General features: G+C 65.3%; 11 protein-coding genes. 6 read left to right on the top strand and 5 right to left on the bottom strand.

The genetic code is table 11. The features are described from left to right. Positions 1-183: 183 nt before the first annotated feature. Positions 184-1,692, top strand: a complete 1,509-nt coding sequence (locus tag AC07NV_RS08890; protein ID WP_495165953.1) for an MFS transporter — start codon at positions 184-186, stop codon at positions 1,690-1,692. Here AC07NV_RS08890 and AC07NV_RS08885 read toward each other — a convergent pair. The 5 genes from AC07NV_RS08885 to AC07NV_RS08865 all read right to left on the bottom strand — a co-directional run bounded on the left by AC07NV_RS08885 (position 1,689) and on the right by AC07NV_RS08865 (position 9,177). After that, complete coding sequence (locus tag AC07NV_RS08885; RefSeq protein WP_495165952.1) at positions 1,689-3,098, bottom strand: efflux transporter outer membrane subunit; 1,410 nt, start codon at positions 3,096-3,098, stop codon at positions 1,689-1,691. The two genes, AC07NV_RS08890 and AC07NV_RS08885, sit on opposite strands and share 4 nt — an antisense overlap. 11 nt (positions 3,099-3,109) lie before the next feature. Further along, positions 3,110-6,301, bottom strand: a complete 3,192-nt coding sequence (locus tag AC07NV_RS08880) for an efflux RND transporter permease subunit (protein WP_495165951.1) — start codon at positions 6,299-6,301, stop codon at positions 3,110-3,112. Between the two features lie 173 nt (positions 6,302-6,474). After that, a complete protein-coding gene (locus AC07NV_RS08875) occupies positions 6,475-7,746 on the bottom strand; it encodes an efflux RND transporter periplasmic adaptor subunit (RefSeq protein WP_495165950.1) in 1,272 nt (423 codons plus the stop codon). A 388-nt stretch (positions 7,747-8,134) separates the two neighbouring features. Beyond that, positions 8,135-8,746 (bottom strand): TetR/AcrR family transcriptional regulator, encoded by a 612-nt coding sequence (locus AC07NV_RS08870; protein WP_495165949.1) that lies wholly within the window; start codon positions 8,744-8,746, stop codon positions 8,135-8,137. A 50-nt stretch (positions 8,747-8,796) separates the two neighbouring features. Continuing rightward, on the bottom strand, positions 8,797-9,177 hold the full coding sequence (locus AC07NV_RS08865; RefSeq protein WP_495165948.1) for an OsmC family protein: 381 nt from the start codon (positions 9,175-9,177) through the stop codon (positions 8,797-8,799). Positions 9,178-9,434: 257 nt separating this feature from the next. On the opposite strand from AC07NV_RS08865, the gene AC07NV_RS08860 reads away from it, so the two are divergent. Genes AC07NV_RS08860 through AC07NV_RS08840 form a run of 5 tightly spaced genes read left to right on the top strand, consistent with a single transcriptional unit; the run spans position 9,435 to position 16,338 of the window. Beyond that, complete coding sequence (locus tag AC07NV_RS08860) at positions 9,435-11,660, top strand: TonB-dependent receptor (protein WP_495165947.1); 2,226 nt, start codon at positions 9,435-9,437, stop codon at positions 11,658-11,660. Between the two features lie 2 nt (positions 11,661-11,662). Continuing rightward, on the top strand, positions 11,663-12,874 hold the full coding sequence (locus tag AC07NV_RS08855) for a cytochrome P450 (RefSeq protein ID WP_495165946.1): 1,212 nt from the start codon (positions 11,663-11,665) through the stop codon (positions 12,872-12,874). Next, on the top strand, positions 12,871-13,755 hold the full coding sequence (locus AC07NV_RS08850) for a helix-turn-helix domain-containing protein (protein WP_495165945.1): 885 nt from the start codon (positions 12,871-12,873) through the stop codon (positions 13,753-13,755). Before AC07NV_RS08855 ends, AC07NV_RS08850 begins: the two co-directional genes overlap by 4 nt. Positions 13,756-13,767: 12 nt before the next feature. After that, positions 13,768-14,880 (top strand): NAD(P)-dependent alcohol dehydrogenase, encoded by a 1,113-nt coding sequence (locus AC07NV_RS08845; protein WP_495165944.1) that lies wholly within the window; start codon positions 13,768-13,770, stop codon positions 14,878-14,880. A gap of 27 nt (positions 14,881-14,907) precedes the next feature. After that, positions 14,908-16,338, top strand: a complete 1,431-nt coding sequence (locus AC07NV_RS08840; RefSeq protein ID WP_495165943.1) for an aldehyde dehydrogenase family protein — start codon at positions 14,908-14,910, stop codon at positions 16,336-16,338. Positions 16,339-16,390 lie beyond the last annotated feature (52 nt).

The following is a 16,390-nucleotide window of genomic DNA, read 5'->3' as shown; positions in this document are numbered from 1 at the left end:
CCAGCATCGCGGAAGACAAGGCAGGCCCCGGGTGACGATAGGGTCAACGTCCGCTTCCGGTCATCGGCCGATTCTCCACGTATTCGTATACGTAGCCCCGCCAAGCTTGCCCTGCCGCCGTCCACGCTGCAACACCGGCACCCGACGAGAGCCGCGAGACGCGGCCCGGTGGGGAGACGCGTGATGGACAAGCCGCAGCAAGGCTTTGCCGGCCTGTGGAATATCAGCTTCGGCTTTTTCGGCATCCAGATCGGCTTCGCGCTGCAAAATGCGAATATGAGCCGCATCTTCCAGTCGCTCGGCGAAGATATCGAGAAGCTCCCCGGCCTCTGGATTGCGGCACCGCTCACCGGGCTGCTCGTTCAGCCGATTATCGGCCATATGAGCGACCGGACCTGGCTCGGCCGGCTTGGGCGACGCCGCCCCTATTTCCTTGCCGGCGCGATCCTCGCCGCGATCGCGCTGTTCGCGATGCCCGAAAGCCCGGCAATCTGGTTCGCAGCGATGATGCTGTGGATTCTCGACGCCTCGCTCAACATTTCGATGGAGCCGTTCCGCGCGTTCGTCGGCGACATGCTGCGGCGCGACCAGCACAGCGTCGGCTATGCGGTACAGACCGCCTTCATCGGCGCGGGCGCGGTCGTGGGATCGCTGTTCCCGGCTTTGATGGAAGCGATGGGGGTCGCCAATGTCGCGCCGCCGGGGCAGATTCCCGACACGGTGCGCTATGCCTTCTGGTTCGGCGGGCTCGCGCTGTTCCTGTCGGTGCTCTGGACTGTCGTCACGACGCGCGAATATGATCCGGGCGAGATGGCGACCTTCGAGGCGCAAGATCGTCACGCCGAAGCACCCGCGATCCGCGCGCTCGCCTCGCACAGCTATGCAGGCAGCCTGGGATGGATGGCGGCGGGAATCGCGGTCGTCGCCATCCGGTTCGAGTTTGCACTGCTGCGCGAGGTGCTGCTGCTCGGCGCGCTGCTGATCGGATATGGCCTCGCAAGCATTCTCGCCATCGCGCTCGCCCGCGCGGGGAACGAGAAGAATATGCTTTCCAGCATCGTCGGCGATTTTTCAGGGATGCCCGAGTTGATGAAGCGCCTTGCGCTCGTCCAGTTCTTCAGCTGGTCGGCCTTGTTCATCATGTGGATCAACACCACCCCGATCGTCGCCCAATATCATTTCGGATCGACCGACGCAGCCAGCGCCACCTATCAGGACGCGGGCAACTGGGTCGGCGAGTTGTTCGCCATCTATAACGCCGTCGCGGCGATCGCGGCGCTCACCTTGCTCCCCTGGCTGTCGGCGCGGATCGGGCAGGCACGCACACATATCGTCGGGCTCGTCTGCGGCGCGATCGGTTACGGCAGCTTTTTCCTCCTGCGCGACCCGGGTCATTTGATCGCGAGCGAGATTTTCATCGGAGTCTTCTGGGCGTCGGTGCTCGCAATGCCCTATGCCATGCTCGCGTCCAGCCTGCCGCAGGCCAAGCTCGGCATCTATATGGGGTTGTTCAACGTCTTCGTTGTCGTACCCCAATTGCTCGTTGCGACCGTCATGGGATCGATCATGACGGCCTTTTTTCCCGGCGAGCCGATCTACACCATGGCTTTTGCCGCCGCGACCTTGCTGCTCGCCGCGCTCGCGATGCTGCGCGTCGTGCCGCTGGTCCCGGCGGAGGCGACGGCCGCCTAGGTCGACCAGCCGCCCGCAAGCGCGCGGAACAGCGCGATCTGGCGCCGCGAAATCTGTCCGTCCTGCTCGGCCAGGGTCGCTTCGGCCTCGGCGAATGTCCGCTCGGCGTCGAGCCATTCGAACGAATCCGACGCCCCTTCCTCGCGCTTGGCGCGGACGATCCGCGCGGCGCGTTCGGACTGGTCGCGTGCGGCGCGCAGCGCCTGCCGCTGTTCGAGCGAGCGGGCGTAAGATGACAGTGCGGTCTCGGTTTCCTCGAGCGCGCGCAGCACCGTGCCGTCGAATTCGGCAAGCGACGCCTGCGTATCGGCCTCGGCCGCGGCGATGCGCGCGCGCGCGGGTTCCTGATTGGGGAAGGCCCAGTTGAGCAGCGGCCCGAGCAACCAGCGAATCGGCCCGCCGCCGAAGATGTCGCCGAAGCCCGACCCGGTCGAACCGGCCGAGCCGCCGAGCGTGATGCGCGGATAAAGATCCGCCGTCGCGACGCCGATGCGCGCGGTGTCGGCGGCAAGGCGGCGCTCGGCGGCGCGAATGTCGGGACGGCGCTTTAAGAGCGCCGCCCCATCACCGACCGGGATGGGATCGGTGATTTCGAGGCTGATGTTGCGGTCGCCGGCGATGGCGGGCAACGCGGCAGGTGCACGACCGGTCAGAGTCGCGAGGCGGAAAAGCGCCGCCTGCCGTTCGGCCTCGATGGAGGGAATATCTGCGGACCGCTGGTCGCGCAGCGTCGTGATGCGCGCAAGGTCGAGCCCCGTCGCCATGCCGACTTCCTTGCGCCGCTGCGTCAGCTTCACTTGCTGGTCGAGCAGCCCGACGATCCGCCGCGCGACGTCGAGCCGCGCGGCGCCCGAGGCGGCATCTGCATAGGCTTGCGTCGTGTCGGCGGCGACGATCACGCGCACCGCGTCGGCATTGGCCTCGGCAGCGGCGGTGTCGCCGCGCGCGGCCTCGACCGAGCGGCTGACGCGGCCGAACAGGTCGACCTCGTAAGAGACGTTGAGCCCGACATCGACCGCCCAATCCTCGCGGTCGGCGCCGGGCAGCCGCTGGCCTTCGGGGCTGCGGCCATAATTGGCGCCGGCGCCGATCTGGCCCTGCGGCAGCCGGTCCGCCCGTGCACCGCGAAGCGATGCGCGGGCGCGCGCGATGTTGGCAACCGCGACGCGAACGTCGGTGTTACTGGCGAGCGCATCGGCGACGAGCCCGTCGAGGACGGGATCGTCATAGAGCCGCCACCAGTCGCCCGCGACCGGCGCGAGCGACACCGCAGGGCTGTTCGCCGAGACGAACGGCCCGGTGGCGACGGGTGCCGACGCCGATTTGGGCTCGGCATAGTTGGGGCCGACGGCGCAGGCGGCGAGCGCCAGAGCCGAGGCGGCGGTGAGGATATTGCGAAGGATCATAATCTTGCTCCTTATTCCGCCGGAACCGGCAGCGCGGTCCCGTGGTCGTCCGACCCGCGCCGGGCGCGCCGCTCGGCCGACCAGTGGCTGAGCGAGCGTGCGACGACGTAGAAGGTCGGGGTGAAGATGAGGCCGAACGCCGTCACGCCGAGCATGCCAAAGAAGACCGCGGTGCCGAGCGCCTGGCGCAGCTCGGCCCCTGCCCCGCTTGCGATCAACAGCGGCACGGCGCCGAGGATGAAGGCGAAGCTGGTCATCAGGATCGGGCGCAGACGGTCACGCGCGGCACGCACCGCGGCTTCGACCGGCGACAGGCCGTCCTGTTCCTCGGCCTGTTTGGCGAATTCGACGATCAGGATCGCATTCTTCGCGGCCAGCGCGATGAGCACGACGAGCCCGATCTGCGTCAGGACATTATTGTCCATACCGCGCAGATTGACCCCGACCATCGCCGCCAGCAGACACATCGGCACGATGAAGATGATCGCCAGCGGCAGCATCAGGCTTTCATATTGTGCCGCAAGCACGAGGAAGACGAAGACCACCGCGAGCGCGAAGACGATCCCTGCGGTGTTCGCTGCCGCCTTTTGCTGGAAGGCGATGTCGGTCCATTCGGTGCCGTAGCCCGCGGGCAGCGTTTCGGCCGCGATCTTTTCCATCGTCGTCAGCGATGCACCCGACGAGGAACCGGGAGCGGTGTCGCCGTCGATCTCGACCGCGGGGAAGAGGTTATAGCGCGTCACGCGGTACGGCCCCGTGCGATCCTCGAAATTCGCGACCGATCCGATCGGCACCATGGCACCCGAGTTCGACCGCGTCTGGAGATTGGCGATATCGGCAACGGTCTGGCGATAGGGCGCATCGGCCTGCGCGGTGACGCGATAGGTGCGGCCGAGCAGGTTGAAGTCGTTGACGAACGCCGAACCGAGATAGACCTGCAACGCTTCGAACACGCGTTCGGGCGGTACGCCGAGCATATTGGCCTTCGCCCGGTCGATATCGGCAAAGACGCGCGGGTTCGTCGGGTCGAAGAAGGTGAAGACGTTCGCGAGACCCGGGGTCTGACCCGCCTTGCCGATCAGATTGTTCGTTTCCTTTGCGAGCGCCGCATAACCGTTCCCGCCGCGATCCTGGACGATCATCCGGTAACCGCCCGCCGAACCGATGCCCTGGATCAGCGGCGGCGGGATGATGACGATCTGCGCCTCGGTGATATCGGCCGTGTTGGCGCGCGCCTGATTGATGATGTCGTCGAGCTTGACCCCCAGCTTCCCCCGCTCCTCGAAAGATTTGAGCGGGAAATAGGCAGCAGCCGAGTTCGGCGCGAGCGTCTGCGACGGGCCGTCGAAACCCGCGAGCATGACCGAACCGAGGACACCCTTGATCGGCAGCACGCGGCCAGCGACTTTCTTCAGCACCGCGTCGGTGCGTTCGACCGAAGCGCCCGAGGGCAGTTTGGCCACGACGAGAAAATAGCCCTGATCCTGCGCGGGAATAAAGCCCGTCGGTGTCGCCCAGAACACCCCCGCCGTCGCAGCGATCAGCGCCGCATAAGTGACCATCATCTTCTTCGGCGCGCGTACGAGCCGGCTGGTCAGCGCAGCATAGGCATCGCTCATCCGTTCGAAATTGCGGTTGAAGCTGTCACCAGCGCGGCGCAGGAGCTGCATGCCCTTGCCTTCGCCTTCCGGCTCCGCATGCGGGCGCAGCAGGATCGCCGCGAGCGCGGGCGACAGGGTGAGCGAGAGGATCAGCGAGATGATCGTCGCGGTCGAGATCGTCACCGCGAACTGCTGATAGAAGGCACCCGACAGGCCGGTAAGGAACAGCGTCGGCACGAACACCGCGCAGAGCACGAGCACGATCGCGACGAGCGCACCCGACACTTCGTCCATCGAGGTGCGTGCGGCTTCGAGCGCGGACATGCCGCGTTCGAGGTTGCGCTCGACATTCTCGACGACGACGATCGCGTCGTCGACGACGATGCCGATCGCGAGCACCAGCCCGAACAAAGACAGGTTGTTGAGGCTGTAGCCAAATGCCGCGAGCACGACGAAGGTCCCGATCAGCGACACCGGAATCGCGAGCACCGGAATGATCGCCGCCCGCCATTTCTGCAGGAAGACGAGAATGACGATGACGACGAGAATCACCGCCTCGAACAGGGTTTCCATCACGGCGTCGATCGACTGGGCGATGAATTCGGTGGGGTTATAGATGACGCGATATTCGAGCCCCTTGGGGAAGCTCTTCGACGCCGCCGCCATTTCGGCTTCGACGGCCTGCGCCGCCGCGAGCGCGTTCGAACCGGGGCGCTGGAAGGTCGCAAGGATGACCGTCGGATCTCCCGACAGATAGGTGTTCGAATTATAGTCCGCCGCGCCGAGTTCGACGCGCGCGACGTCGGACACGCGGACCTGCCGCCCGTCGGCATCGCTGCGGATGACGATATTGGCAAAATCCTTGGGATCGGTCAGGCGGCCCTGCGTTTCGACGTTGAGCTGGAAATCGCTGCCATTGGCATAGGGCGGCTGGCCGAGCGAACCCGCCGCGACCTGAACATTTTCGCGGCGCAGCGCGGCGACGATCTCGCCTGCCGTCAGATCGAGCGCGGCGGCGCGGCCGGGATCGATCCACACGCGCATCGCATAGTCGCGGCTGCCGAACAGGCGCACGTCGCCGACGCCGTCGATGCGCGAGAGGCGGTCGCGCAGCTGGGTCAGCGCATAGTTGGAGATATAGGCGCGATCGAGCGACTTGTCGGGCGACACGAGGTTCACGATCAACAGGAAGTCGGGCGACGTCTTGCGCGTCACGACGCCAAGCCGCTGCACCGTTTCGGGCAGACGCGGGGTCGCGATCGCGACGCGGTTCTGCACCAGCACCTGCGCGGCATCGAGGTCGGTGCCGATCTTGAAGGTTACGGTGATCGTGACATTGCCGTCGCCGGTCGACTGGCTGCTCATATAGAGCATGTTGTCGACGCCGTTGATTTCCTGCTCGATCGGCGCCGCCACCGTGTCGGCGACGGTTTCGGCCGAGGCCCCGGGATAGCTTGCCGAAACGGTTACCGTCGGCGGGACGATGTCGGGATATTGCGAGACCGGCAGGCCGATATAGGCGACCGCGCCGACGATGGTGATGATGACAGCGAGCACGGCAGCGAAGATCGGCCGGTCGATGAAAAAGCGGGATAGGCGCATGGGAGAGCCCCTGTTCTATGTCTAAATCCAAACCTCCCCCTCCCGCTCGCGGGAGGGGCAGCGAGATCTGCGAGCATGCTCGCCAGTCGCAGCGGGGTGGGGCCATCGGCCTTGGGGGGACACCGACAGCCCCCACCCCACCCCTCCCCCGAAAGGGAGGGGCTTAATTCAACTCACTTGGTGAAGGTCGCCTGCGCCGACACCGGTTCGACCGCAGCAGCCGCGCCCTTTTGGGGTGCCGAAGCGGCGATCTTGCCCGCCTTGGTCACCGCCTTGGTGCCGGGACGCGCGAACTGGTAACCGGTGATGACGACCTGATCGGTCGGCGTCAGACCCGAACGGATGACACGCAGGCCATCGACTTCGGGGCCGAGTTCGACGGGCTTTGCCGCGACCGTTCCGTCCTTGCCGACGACATAGACAATCTTGCGCGCCTGATCGGTCTGCACCGCGGCAGCGGGGATCAGCAGCGCACGGCTCGTCTGTCCGGTCGACAGGCGCATGTTGCCGAACATGCCGGGAGTCAGGAACATCTCGGGGTTGGTAAAGCTGGCGCGGGCGCGGATCGTGCCCGAGCGCGGATCAAGACCATTGTCGGTGAAATCGAGCTGGCCCTTCCAGCGATAATCGCTTTCGTCCTGCAGGCGGACCTCGACGGTCGCGCCCTTTTCGGCGGCTTCGCGCTTGGCCTTCAGGAACAGGGCTTCGGAGCCCTGGAAGCTGAAATAGATCGGATCCATCGCGTTGATCGTCGTCAGCAGCGTTCCGCCGGCGTCGCCCGCGGACACGAGGTTGCCCGCATCGATCTGGCGATCCGAAATGCGACCGCTGAGCGGCGCGCGAACGACAGTGAATTCCACGTCGAGCGAGCGCGCCGCGATGCGGGCGTCAGCGCCTGCAAGCGCCGCGTTGGCTGCGTTGACGCGGGCCCGAAGCCGGTCGATCTCGCTCTGCGAAACCGCTTCGACATCGACGAGGCGCCCGGCGCGGTCGAGTTCGAGCCGCGCGAGTGCGAGGTCGCTGCGCGCGCTGGCGGCCGAAGCGCGCGCTTCGGCGAGCGCGGCGCGATAGGGACGCGGGTCGATCGTGAAGAGCGGCTGGCCCTTGCGGACGATCTGCCCGTCGGTGAAGTGAATCGCGGTAATCGCGCCCGAAACACGCGGGCGCACCTCGACCGCTTTGCTCGCCTCGAAACGACCGATATATTCGTCCCACAGCGTCACATCGCGCGCGATCGGCGCTGCGACGGTCAGCACGGGAGCCGGAGCCGCGGCGGCTTGCGGTGCACCGTCGCGGAGCAACCACCAGGCGCCGATGACCAGCACGAGCAGTGCGCCGATCCAGGCGGCGCGGCGACCGCGGCCGGGATGGAGGAGTGTGTTGAGTTCGCGGCGGACCTTCGCGTCGGCGGGGTCGAGCTTTTCGATCGGGGTGTGGACGGTCATGGAGTGCCCTCTTCTTTTCGTTCGGTTCGGTTGCGCGCGAGGCGCAGCGGGTCACGGCACCGAAAGCGCATGCCTTCGGTTCGGTCTTGAAACAGTCCTCATGCTAGACGGCCCTCTTCGAAGAGGACGGCCGCCTCCGGTCGCCCGCATCCTCGATGCGCGCGCCGGCTCCCTGTTATATCTTGTGGACGAGCGCCAACGGACGCCCGACCGGAACAGGACCCGCTCCCGGGAAAATATTCGATGATGATGGTTCCGACCGCCGCACGATCTTTGTCACGCAGCGGTCGGTCCGGGGGGGAGAGCCCTATCTTTGTATACCGAGTGGTATATAAGTTATGTTGCGATGCGTCAAGGGCATTCTGTACCGGGCAGTAAAATTTTTCTTCTAGCGCCCCGGCCAGAGCTTCAGGCTGGTTTCGACCAGCCGTTCGAGTTCGGCGTGCGTCGCGCCCGCGCCCGCCTGTACCGCCATTCCCTGATTCACCGCGGTGAGGAACGCAGCGAGACCATCGGGGTCGGTGTCAGGGGGAAAATCCCCTTCTTCTTTCGCCCGCGCAAAACGTTCGAGCATCGCGCGCTTTGCCGTCGCGCTGCGCGCGACGACCGCTTCGCGGATGCATTCGGCTTCGGCACCGCAGGCGACCGAGCTGATCACGCCCAGACAGCCGTTCGGATTTTCCGGGCAACTGTACATTTCGAGCGCGCCGTGCATCAATCGTTCGGCCACGCCGCGTGCGGTCGGCGCGTCGAGCGCGGCGCGCATATAGTCGGTCTTTTCGCGCTCATAGAGATCGAGCGCCTTGTTGAAGAGCGCTTCCTTGTTACCAAAGGCGGCGTAAAGGCTGGGCTTGGTAATCCCCATCGCCTCGGTCAGGTCGGCCATCGACGCGCCCTCATAGCCTTTGCTCCAGAAGACGCGCAGCGCCGCCGCCAGTGCGCCATCGACGCAGAATTCGCGTGGACGGCCTTTGGTGGCCGGAAGGGAATCGATTTCCATAACGGCTGGTATATAAGTCGTGTTTCCGGGCTTGTCCAGTGGCAAGCCCGTCACGCGAGCCGCGTGTGGATCGGCAAGCCGCCCTTCAGCGTCAACGTTACGGGCGTGCGCTCGGCAATGTCGGCAAGCCGGGCCATCTGTTCATCGTCGAGCCCGGAAATGGTCAGCACCCGGTCAACCTGCAATCCATCCCTGTTCTCCAACCGCAGACCGACCTCGACCGATGCGAGCGGCCAGCCCTTGCGGTCGGCATACATGCGCAGCGTGATCGCGGTGCACGCGCCCAGGCTGGCGAGGAGCAGGTCGTAGGGTGCCGGTCCTGCATTCTTGCCGCCCAGTGCCGCCCCCTCGTCGGCAACAAGGTCGTGGCCGCCAACCGAAATCTCGGTGCGATAATGATCATTGCCGATGCGGGCGGTGCCATGTGCCATGAATTTGTCCTTTGCGTGTCTGCGACACACCTCTCATCCCGTCCCGGCACGCAAACGGCAAGCGGAAACCCATCCGCCACGGCCGGTCCGTTTTTCAATGATTGTCCGGAAATCGTACGGCCGTTCCGGACGATGTTTCTGCGAACAAGAAATGTCAAAACTCGTTGCAAGGCGCGCTAAAGCCAATCGGGACGCGCCGTCCTAGCTTCCCTCTTCGACAGGGCTCGCAGAAGCCCCGACTTTTTGGGAGAAGGACTATGGCAGCTTCGTCATTTGCGCGCGCCATTCTGGCTGCGCTCGCCGTTTCGACATCGACTTTCGCCATGGCGCAAGATGCGCCGCCGACCGCGACCGACAGCGCCGCGAGCGAGGGCGATATCGTCGTTACCGCTCAGCGCCGCGAACAGTCGCTGCTCGACGTCCCGCTCGCGGTGACCGCGCTCGGCGGCGATACGCTGGCCGACCGCGGGATCACCAATTCGGCGCAGCTCGGCGACGCGGTCCCGAACCTCCAGATCAACAGTCCTTATGGGAACACGCAGCCGAACTTCTCGCTGCGCGGCATCGGGGTCGCGAACGAATATAACAGCAACCAGGCCTCACCGGTCGGCGTCTATCTCGACGACGTCTATCTGGCGCCGCGCACCAGCCACGGCATGGGGCTGTTCGACCTCGACCGGATCGAGGTGCTGCGCGGGCCGCAGGGGACGCTCTTCGGGCGCAACACCACCGGCGGCGCGATCAACTTCATCACCAAGAAGCCAGGCCTTTCGGGTACCAACGGCTATCTGCAGGTCGGCTACGCCAATTTCGACACCTTCACCGCGCAGGGTGCCGCCGAGGCGACGCTCGCCGAGGATGTCGCCGGGCTCCGCCTCGCGGTCAATTACGCCAAGGGCGACGGGCAGATCAAAAATGTCTTCGCCGGCGGGCGCGACGCCGCATCGATCGACACGCTGCAGGGCCGCGCCTCGCTGCGCGTCAAACCCACCGAGACGCTCGACATCGTGCTGCGCGCCTATGCCGGGCGCGACCGCGGGACGCAGGCGGCGGTGCACGGCCTCGAACCCTTCCGCACCGGGCTCGGCTTTTTCGAGACCAACGAGAATCGCATCGGCGACAATCGCACCGACGCGTGGGGCTTTTCGGCGAATATCGCCCTCGAACTGAACGATAGGCTCAGCCTGACGTCGATCACCAGCTATGATGGCGGCAAGCAGAACCTCCAGCAGGCGGCCGACGGCGCGCCGATCGATGTCCTCGATATCAACTGGCGCTCGAACTATCGCCAGTTCAGCCAGGAATTGCGCGGCAATTACGAGGGTGACGGGCTGACCTTCGTCGGCGGGCTCTTTTACGGCTGGGACCGCAACATCACCAACAACAGCTTCAACCTGCCGCTGCCGCCCGCAGGCGGATTCTTCCAGCATTACCGGCAGGTCCGCAAAAGCTACGCCGTGTTCGGGCAGGCCGATATCGACCTCGCCGACCGGCTCGTGCTGACGCTCGGCGCGCGCTACACCAAGGACAAGTCGCGCTACGACGATGCCTTCGCTTATCTGTTCGTGGGCGGGGTCGACGATGTGCAGACGCCGCTCGCGACGACGGTGCCCTGCCCGGGGGTCGCGGGAACCTGCCCCTATGATCCCGCCGCGCGTTTTGCGCTTGCCGATACCAACAATGCGCTGACCGGCCGCGTGGCATTGAGCTACAGCTTCGACGGCGGCCCGCTCGTCTATGCGAGCTACAACCGCGGCTATCGCGCGGGCGCGGTCAACGGCGGCGGCTATACCTCGTCGAGCGGGATCGGCTATATCGAGCCCGAACGCGTCAACGCCTATGAAATCGGGATCAAGGGCCGCGCGGGCGGGCGCCTGCTCACCTATGCCGCCTCAGCCTTCTACTACGACTATTCGAACCAGCAGTTGCAGGACACGCGCGCCGGGCCCGTCTCCTTCCTCGTCAACGCGCCGTCGTCCGAAGTCTATGGTTTCGAGGTCGAAACGACGCTGCGCCCCACCGACGGCTTCCGCATAGATGCCTCGCTCGGCTGGCTGCATTCGAAATATAAGGAGCTGACGCTGCAGGGCGCCGACCTGTCGGGCAATTCGCTGCCCTTCGCGCCCAAGCTCACCGCGCAGCTTGGTTTCGAATGGGATGTCGTCGATCTGGCGGGGGGCAAGATCACTTTCGCGCCGAATGTCGCCTATTCGAGCCGCCAATATTTCTCGCCGTTCAACGAGATCGATGCGCCGGGCACGCCGCAGGTGAACAGCGAACTGCAACAGGGCGCCAATGCCAAGGTCAATGCCTCGCTGAGCTGGAGCAACGACGCGCTGACGGTCCGCGCGTTTGCGAACAATATCTTCGAGCGCAAAACCTATGGCTATGGCCTCGACCTGCGCGGTGCAGGCTTCCCGTACAACTTCCTCGTGCCGAGCGCGCCGCGCACTTATGGCGTCAGCCTGCGTTACAGCTTCTGACGATGACCAACCTCAAGGATCCCGATCTCTATGTCGGTAGCATGCCCTATGCCGAGCTTGCGGCGCTGCGCGCTACGGGCTCGGTCCACTGGAACCCCGAAAGCGATGGCGCGGGGTTCTGGGCGGTGCTGGGATTCGACGATATCGTCGCCGTGTCGCGGCAGGCCGACCTCTTTTCGTCGGCGCACGAAAATGGCGGGCACCGCATTTTCAACGAAAATGAGGTCGGGCTGACCGGCGCGGGCGAGTCGGCGATCGGTATCCCTTTCATCTCGCGCGACCCGCCGACGCATACGCAGTACCGCAAATTCGTGATGCCCGCGCTGTCGCCCGCGCGGCTGGAAGGGATCGAGGCGCGCATCGCCGAGCGTGTCGAGCGATTGTTCGCCGATGTGCCGCTGAACGCGAAGGTGGATATCCTGCCGCTCCTCACCGTCCCGCTGCCGCTGCTCACCCTCGCCGAGCTGCTCGGCGTGCCGGCCGAGATGTGGCACGATCTCCACCGCTGGACCGATGCTTTCGTCGGCGAGGACGACCCCGATTTCCGCCAGTCACCGCAGGCGATGCAGGCGGTGATGGGCGAATTCATCGGCTTCGCTTCAGCCCTGTTCGAGGAACGCCGCGCCAACCCCGGCCCCGATATCGCATCGTTACTCGCGAACACCGAAATTCATGGACAGCCCGTCCCACTCGGCGATTTCATCGGCAATCTGATCCTCGCGCTTGTCGGCGGCAACGAGACGACGCGCAATTCGATCAACCACAGCCTGATCGCCTTCGCAAACAATCCCGATCAGTGGGATGCCATCCGCGCCGACCCCGGCCTGCTTCCCAACGCGGTCAAGGAAATGGTCCGCTACGCGAGCCCGGTGATCCATATGCGCCGCACCGCCACGCGCGATACCGAGCTGGGCGGGCAGGCGATCCGCCAAGGCGACAAGGTCGTCGTCTTCTACCCCGGCGGCAATCGCGACCCGTCGGTCTTTCCCGATCCCGACGCCTTCGACATCGCGCGCCCGATCCGTCAGCATCTCGCCTTCGGCGCGGGGGTGCATGTCTGCGTCGGCTCGCGCCTCGCCGAAATGCAATTGCGACTCGCCTTTGCCCAAATGGCGCGTCATGTTCGGCGCATAGAGATTATGGGAGAGCCAGTCCGCGTGCGGTCGAACTTCATCAACGGCTTCAAGCGGCTCGATGTCAGGCTGATAGCGTGAAACAGGACGGCGTCTGGGACAATAAGGAAATCATCTGCGACGTCCTCGGCCGCGCGCCCGACGTCGAGATGGGATCGTTTGGCGATGGCTGGTCGCTCTGCCGCTGGCGCCAGTTCGTCGGCAGCTACACCCTTCCCGCGCTGCCGCAGCCGATCTTCACCGTCCATGTCGCGGGCAAACCGCAAGTGAAGACATGGGACCGCGACGGCTGGACCGAAACGAGCTCGATCCCCGGCTGCGCGACGATCGTTCCCGCAGGGATGCCGACCGGTTGGCTTGTCGATGGCGAGCTCGATGTCGTGACCTTGTCGATGTCGTCGGATGTGCTGGCAGGCCAGCCGCACGCCGAACAGTTCAACAAGATGCGCTTCGCCTTCGCCGATCCCTTGGGCGTCGCGTTGACCCGTCAGATATTGTCCGAGCTCTACGCGCCGCAGGCCGAGGAGCGCACCGCCTATGTCGCGGCGATGGTGAATGCGCTGAAGGCGCATATCCTCTCGGGTCCGCCCGCGCACGGCAACCCGACCGAAATCCCGGTGTCGGATTTCTCGGCATACCGCCTCCACAAGATCATGAATGCCGTACTCGCCAATCCCGCCGAGGAGCATAGCCTCGAGGCGATGGCATCGGTTGCCGGGGTCACCCCGTCGCACTTCTGCCGCCTGTTCAAGAAAGCGACGGGCATCTCGCCGCATCAATATGTGATGAAGGCGCGGCTCGATCGCGCGCAGCAGATGCTCGTCCAGACCGATCTCAGCCTCGCCGCCTTGTCCGAGGCGACAGGGTTCACCAGCCAGAGCCATTTCAGCCGCGCGTTCCGCGCCTGGTTCGGCATGGCGCCGAGCGACTATCGCCAGCAGGAACGGCGCGGCCTTCACTGAACGGAGAAGAGAATGACCGAAGCGACGGCGGCCGTGGTGCGTCAGCCCGGCGGCGATTTCACGATCGAGACGATCGAGGTGGAAGCGCCGCGTGCGGGCGAGGTTCGCGTGGCGGTAGCGGGCGTCGGCCTTTGCCACACCGACCTGATCTTCCGCGACCAGTTCGCCCCCTTCGCGCTCCCTGGCGTGCTCGGCCATGAAGGCGCCGGGGTGATCGAGGCGATCGGCGAAGGCGTCGAGGGTCTGAGCGTCGGCGACGCGGTCGTCGTCGGCTTTTCAAGCTGCGGCGCCTGCCCGCGCTGCGACGAGCATTTGCCGAGCTATTGCCAGAATTTCGTGCCGCTGAACTATGCCGGGATGCGGCTCGACGATGGTTCGACCGCTTATGCCAAAGGCGACGAACGCATCACCTCGCATTTCTTCGGCCAATCCTCCTTTTCGGCGCTCACCGTCACGCGCGCGCGCAATGTCGTGAAGGTCGACACGTCGAAGGTCGCGCTCGAACTGCTTGGACCGCTGGGCTGCGGGTTCCAGACCGGCGCGGGCGGAGTGATGAATTCGCTCGCCTGCCCTGCGGGATCGAGTATCGCGATTTTCGGTGGGGGGCCAGTGGGTCTGGCCGCGGTAATGGGTGCGGTGATCCAGGGGTGCGAAACGATCATCCTTGTCGAACCGATCGCGGCACGGCGCGATATCGCGAAGGACCTCGGCGCGACGCATGTCATCGACCCTGCCGAAGCTGGCGACCTCGCCAAAGCGCTCCGCGCGATCGTCCCGGCCGGGCTCGACTTCGCCTTCGATACCAGTGGCGTGGTGCCTGTCATCGAGGCCGGGCTCGCCGCACTTGGCAGCCATGGCGCGATCGGGCTGGTCGGGGTGCCGTCGAAGGCCGATGCCGCGATCAGCGTCAATGTCGCCGCGCTGATGACTCCCGGCCACCGCATCATCGGGATCATCGAGGGCGACAGCGATCCGCAAAGCTTCATTCCCGAACTAATCGCGCATCACGCCGCGGGGCGCTTCCCGTTCGACAGATTGATCCAGACCTTCCCGCTGTCCGCGATCAACGAGGCGCTGGCCGCGCAGGCGCGCGGCGAGTGCATCAAGGTCGTGCTGATACCCTGAAAACACCGATAAAGCTGGAGAGAGACAATGGATTTCGACCGCAACTATGCGATGCTGATCGGCGGCAAGCCCGATAATGGCAGCGCAAGCTTCGACGTGCTCAACCCTGCAACCGAGCAGGTCATCGGCAGGGCTCCCGATGCCGGCCAGGACGACCTCGACCGCGCCATCGCCGCCGCCCGCGCGGCGTTCCCCGGCTGGGCGGCCACCCCGATCGAGGACCGCAAGGCGGCGCTGACCGCAATGGGTCAGGCGATCATGGCCAATGCCGACGCCTTCAAACGCCTGCTCACCGCCGAACAGGGCAAGCCGCACGCCGAGGCCGAAGGCGAGGTCATGGGCGCGGGTTACTGGCTGATGGGCGCGGCGAGCCTCGACCTGCCGGTGACGGTCAACGAAGACAGCGACGAGCGGTACAGCGAGACGCGCCACCTCCCACTCGGGGTCGTCGGCGCGATCGCGCCGTGGAATTTCCCGTTGCTGCTCGCGATGTTCAAGGTTGGCCCGGCGCTGCTCGCGGGCAACTCTATGGTGCTCAAACCCTCGCCCTTCACCCCGCTGGCCACGCTGAAGTTCGGCGAACTGGTCAAGGAGATCCTGCCGCCCGGCGTCCTCAACATCGTCACCGGCGGCGATGCGCTCGGGCCGTGGATGACGAGTCATCCCGGCTTCGACAAGATCAGCTTCACCGGCTCGACCGCGACCGGGCGGCGGGTGATGGAATCGGCGGCGCCGACGCTCAAGCGCGTGACGCTCGAACTCGGCGGCAACGACGCCGCGATCGTGATGCCCGACGTCGATGTCGAAAAGGTTGCCGAGGAGCTGTTCTGGGCCGCATTCCGCAACAATGGCCAGATCTGCATCGCGACCAAGCGCATGTATGTGCACAAGGATATTTACGAACCGCTGAAAGACGCGCTCGTCGCCTATGCGAAGACGGTGAAGGTCGGCGACGGGTCCGAACAGGGAACGCAGATCGGCCCGATCAACAACGAGGCGCAATATGCCCGCGTCCTCGACCTGATCGCCGATGCAAAGGCCAAGGGTTATACATTTCTTGTCGGCGGCGAGGCGGCCGATGTGCCGGGCTATTTCATCCCGGTCACCATCCTCGACAATCCGCCCGAGGACAGCCGCATCGTGCAGGAGGAACAGTTCGGTCCCGTCCTGCCGCTGATCAGGTTCGACGATTTCGACGACGTGGTCGCACGCGCCAACGCCAGCGACTATGGCCTCGGCGGATCGGTGTGGGGACAGGACGAGGACAAGGCGCTGGAGATCGCACAGCGCATCGCGAGCGGTACCGTCTGGGTCAACGAGACGCAGCATCTTTCGCCCACCGCGGCCTTCGGCGGAATGAAACAGTCGGGTGTCGGCGTCGAGGGCGGGCTGGAGGGTCTGCTGGAATATACGAACGCCCAGACGATCGTGCGCCGCAGGAAGATCGCGGCCCCGTGAAGACCCGCCTCGGTTATGTCTTGAACCGGCGGCCGAAAATTCTACATTAAGC

It is taken from the genome of Sphingopyxis sp. GW821-FHT10B01, assembly GCF_059415685.1.
Note: the sequence above shows the minus strand (reverse complement) of the source record. Positions and strands in the feature narration are given on the sequence as shown.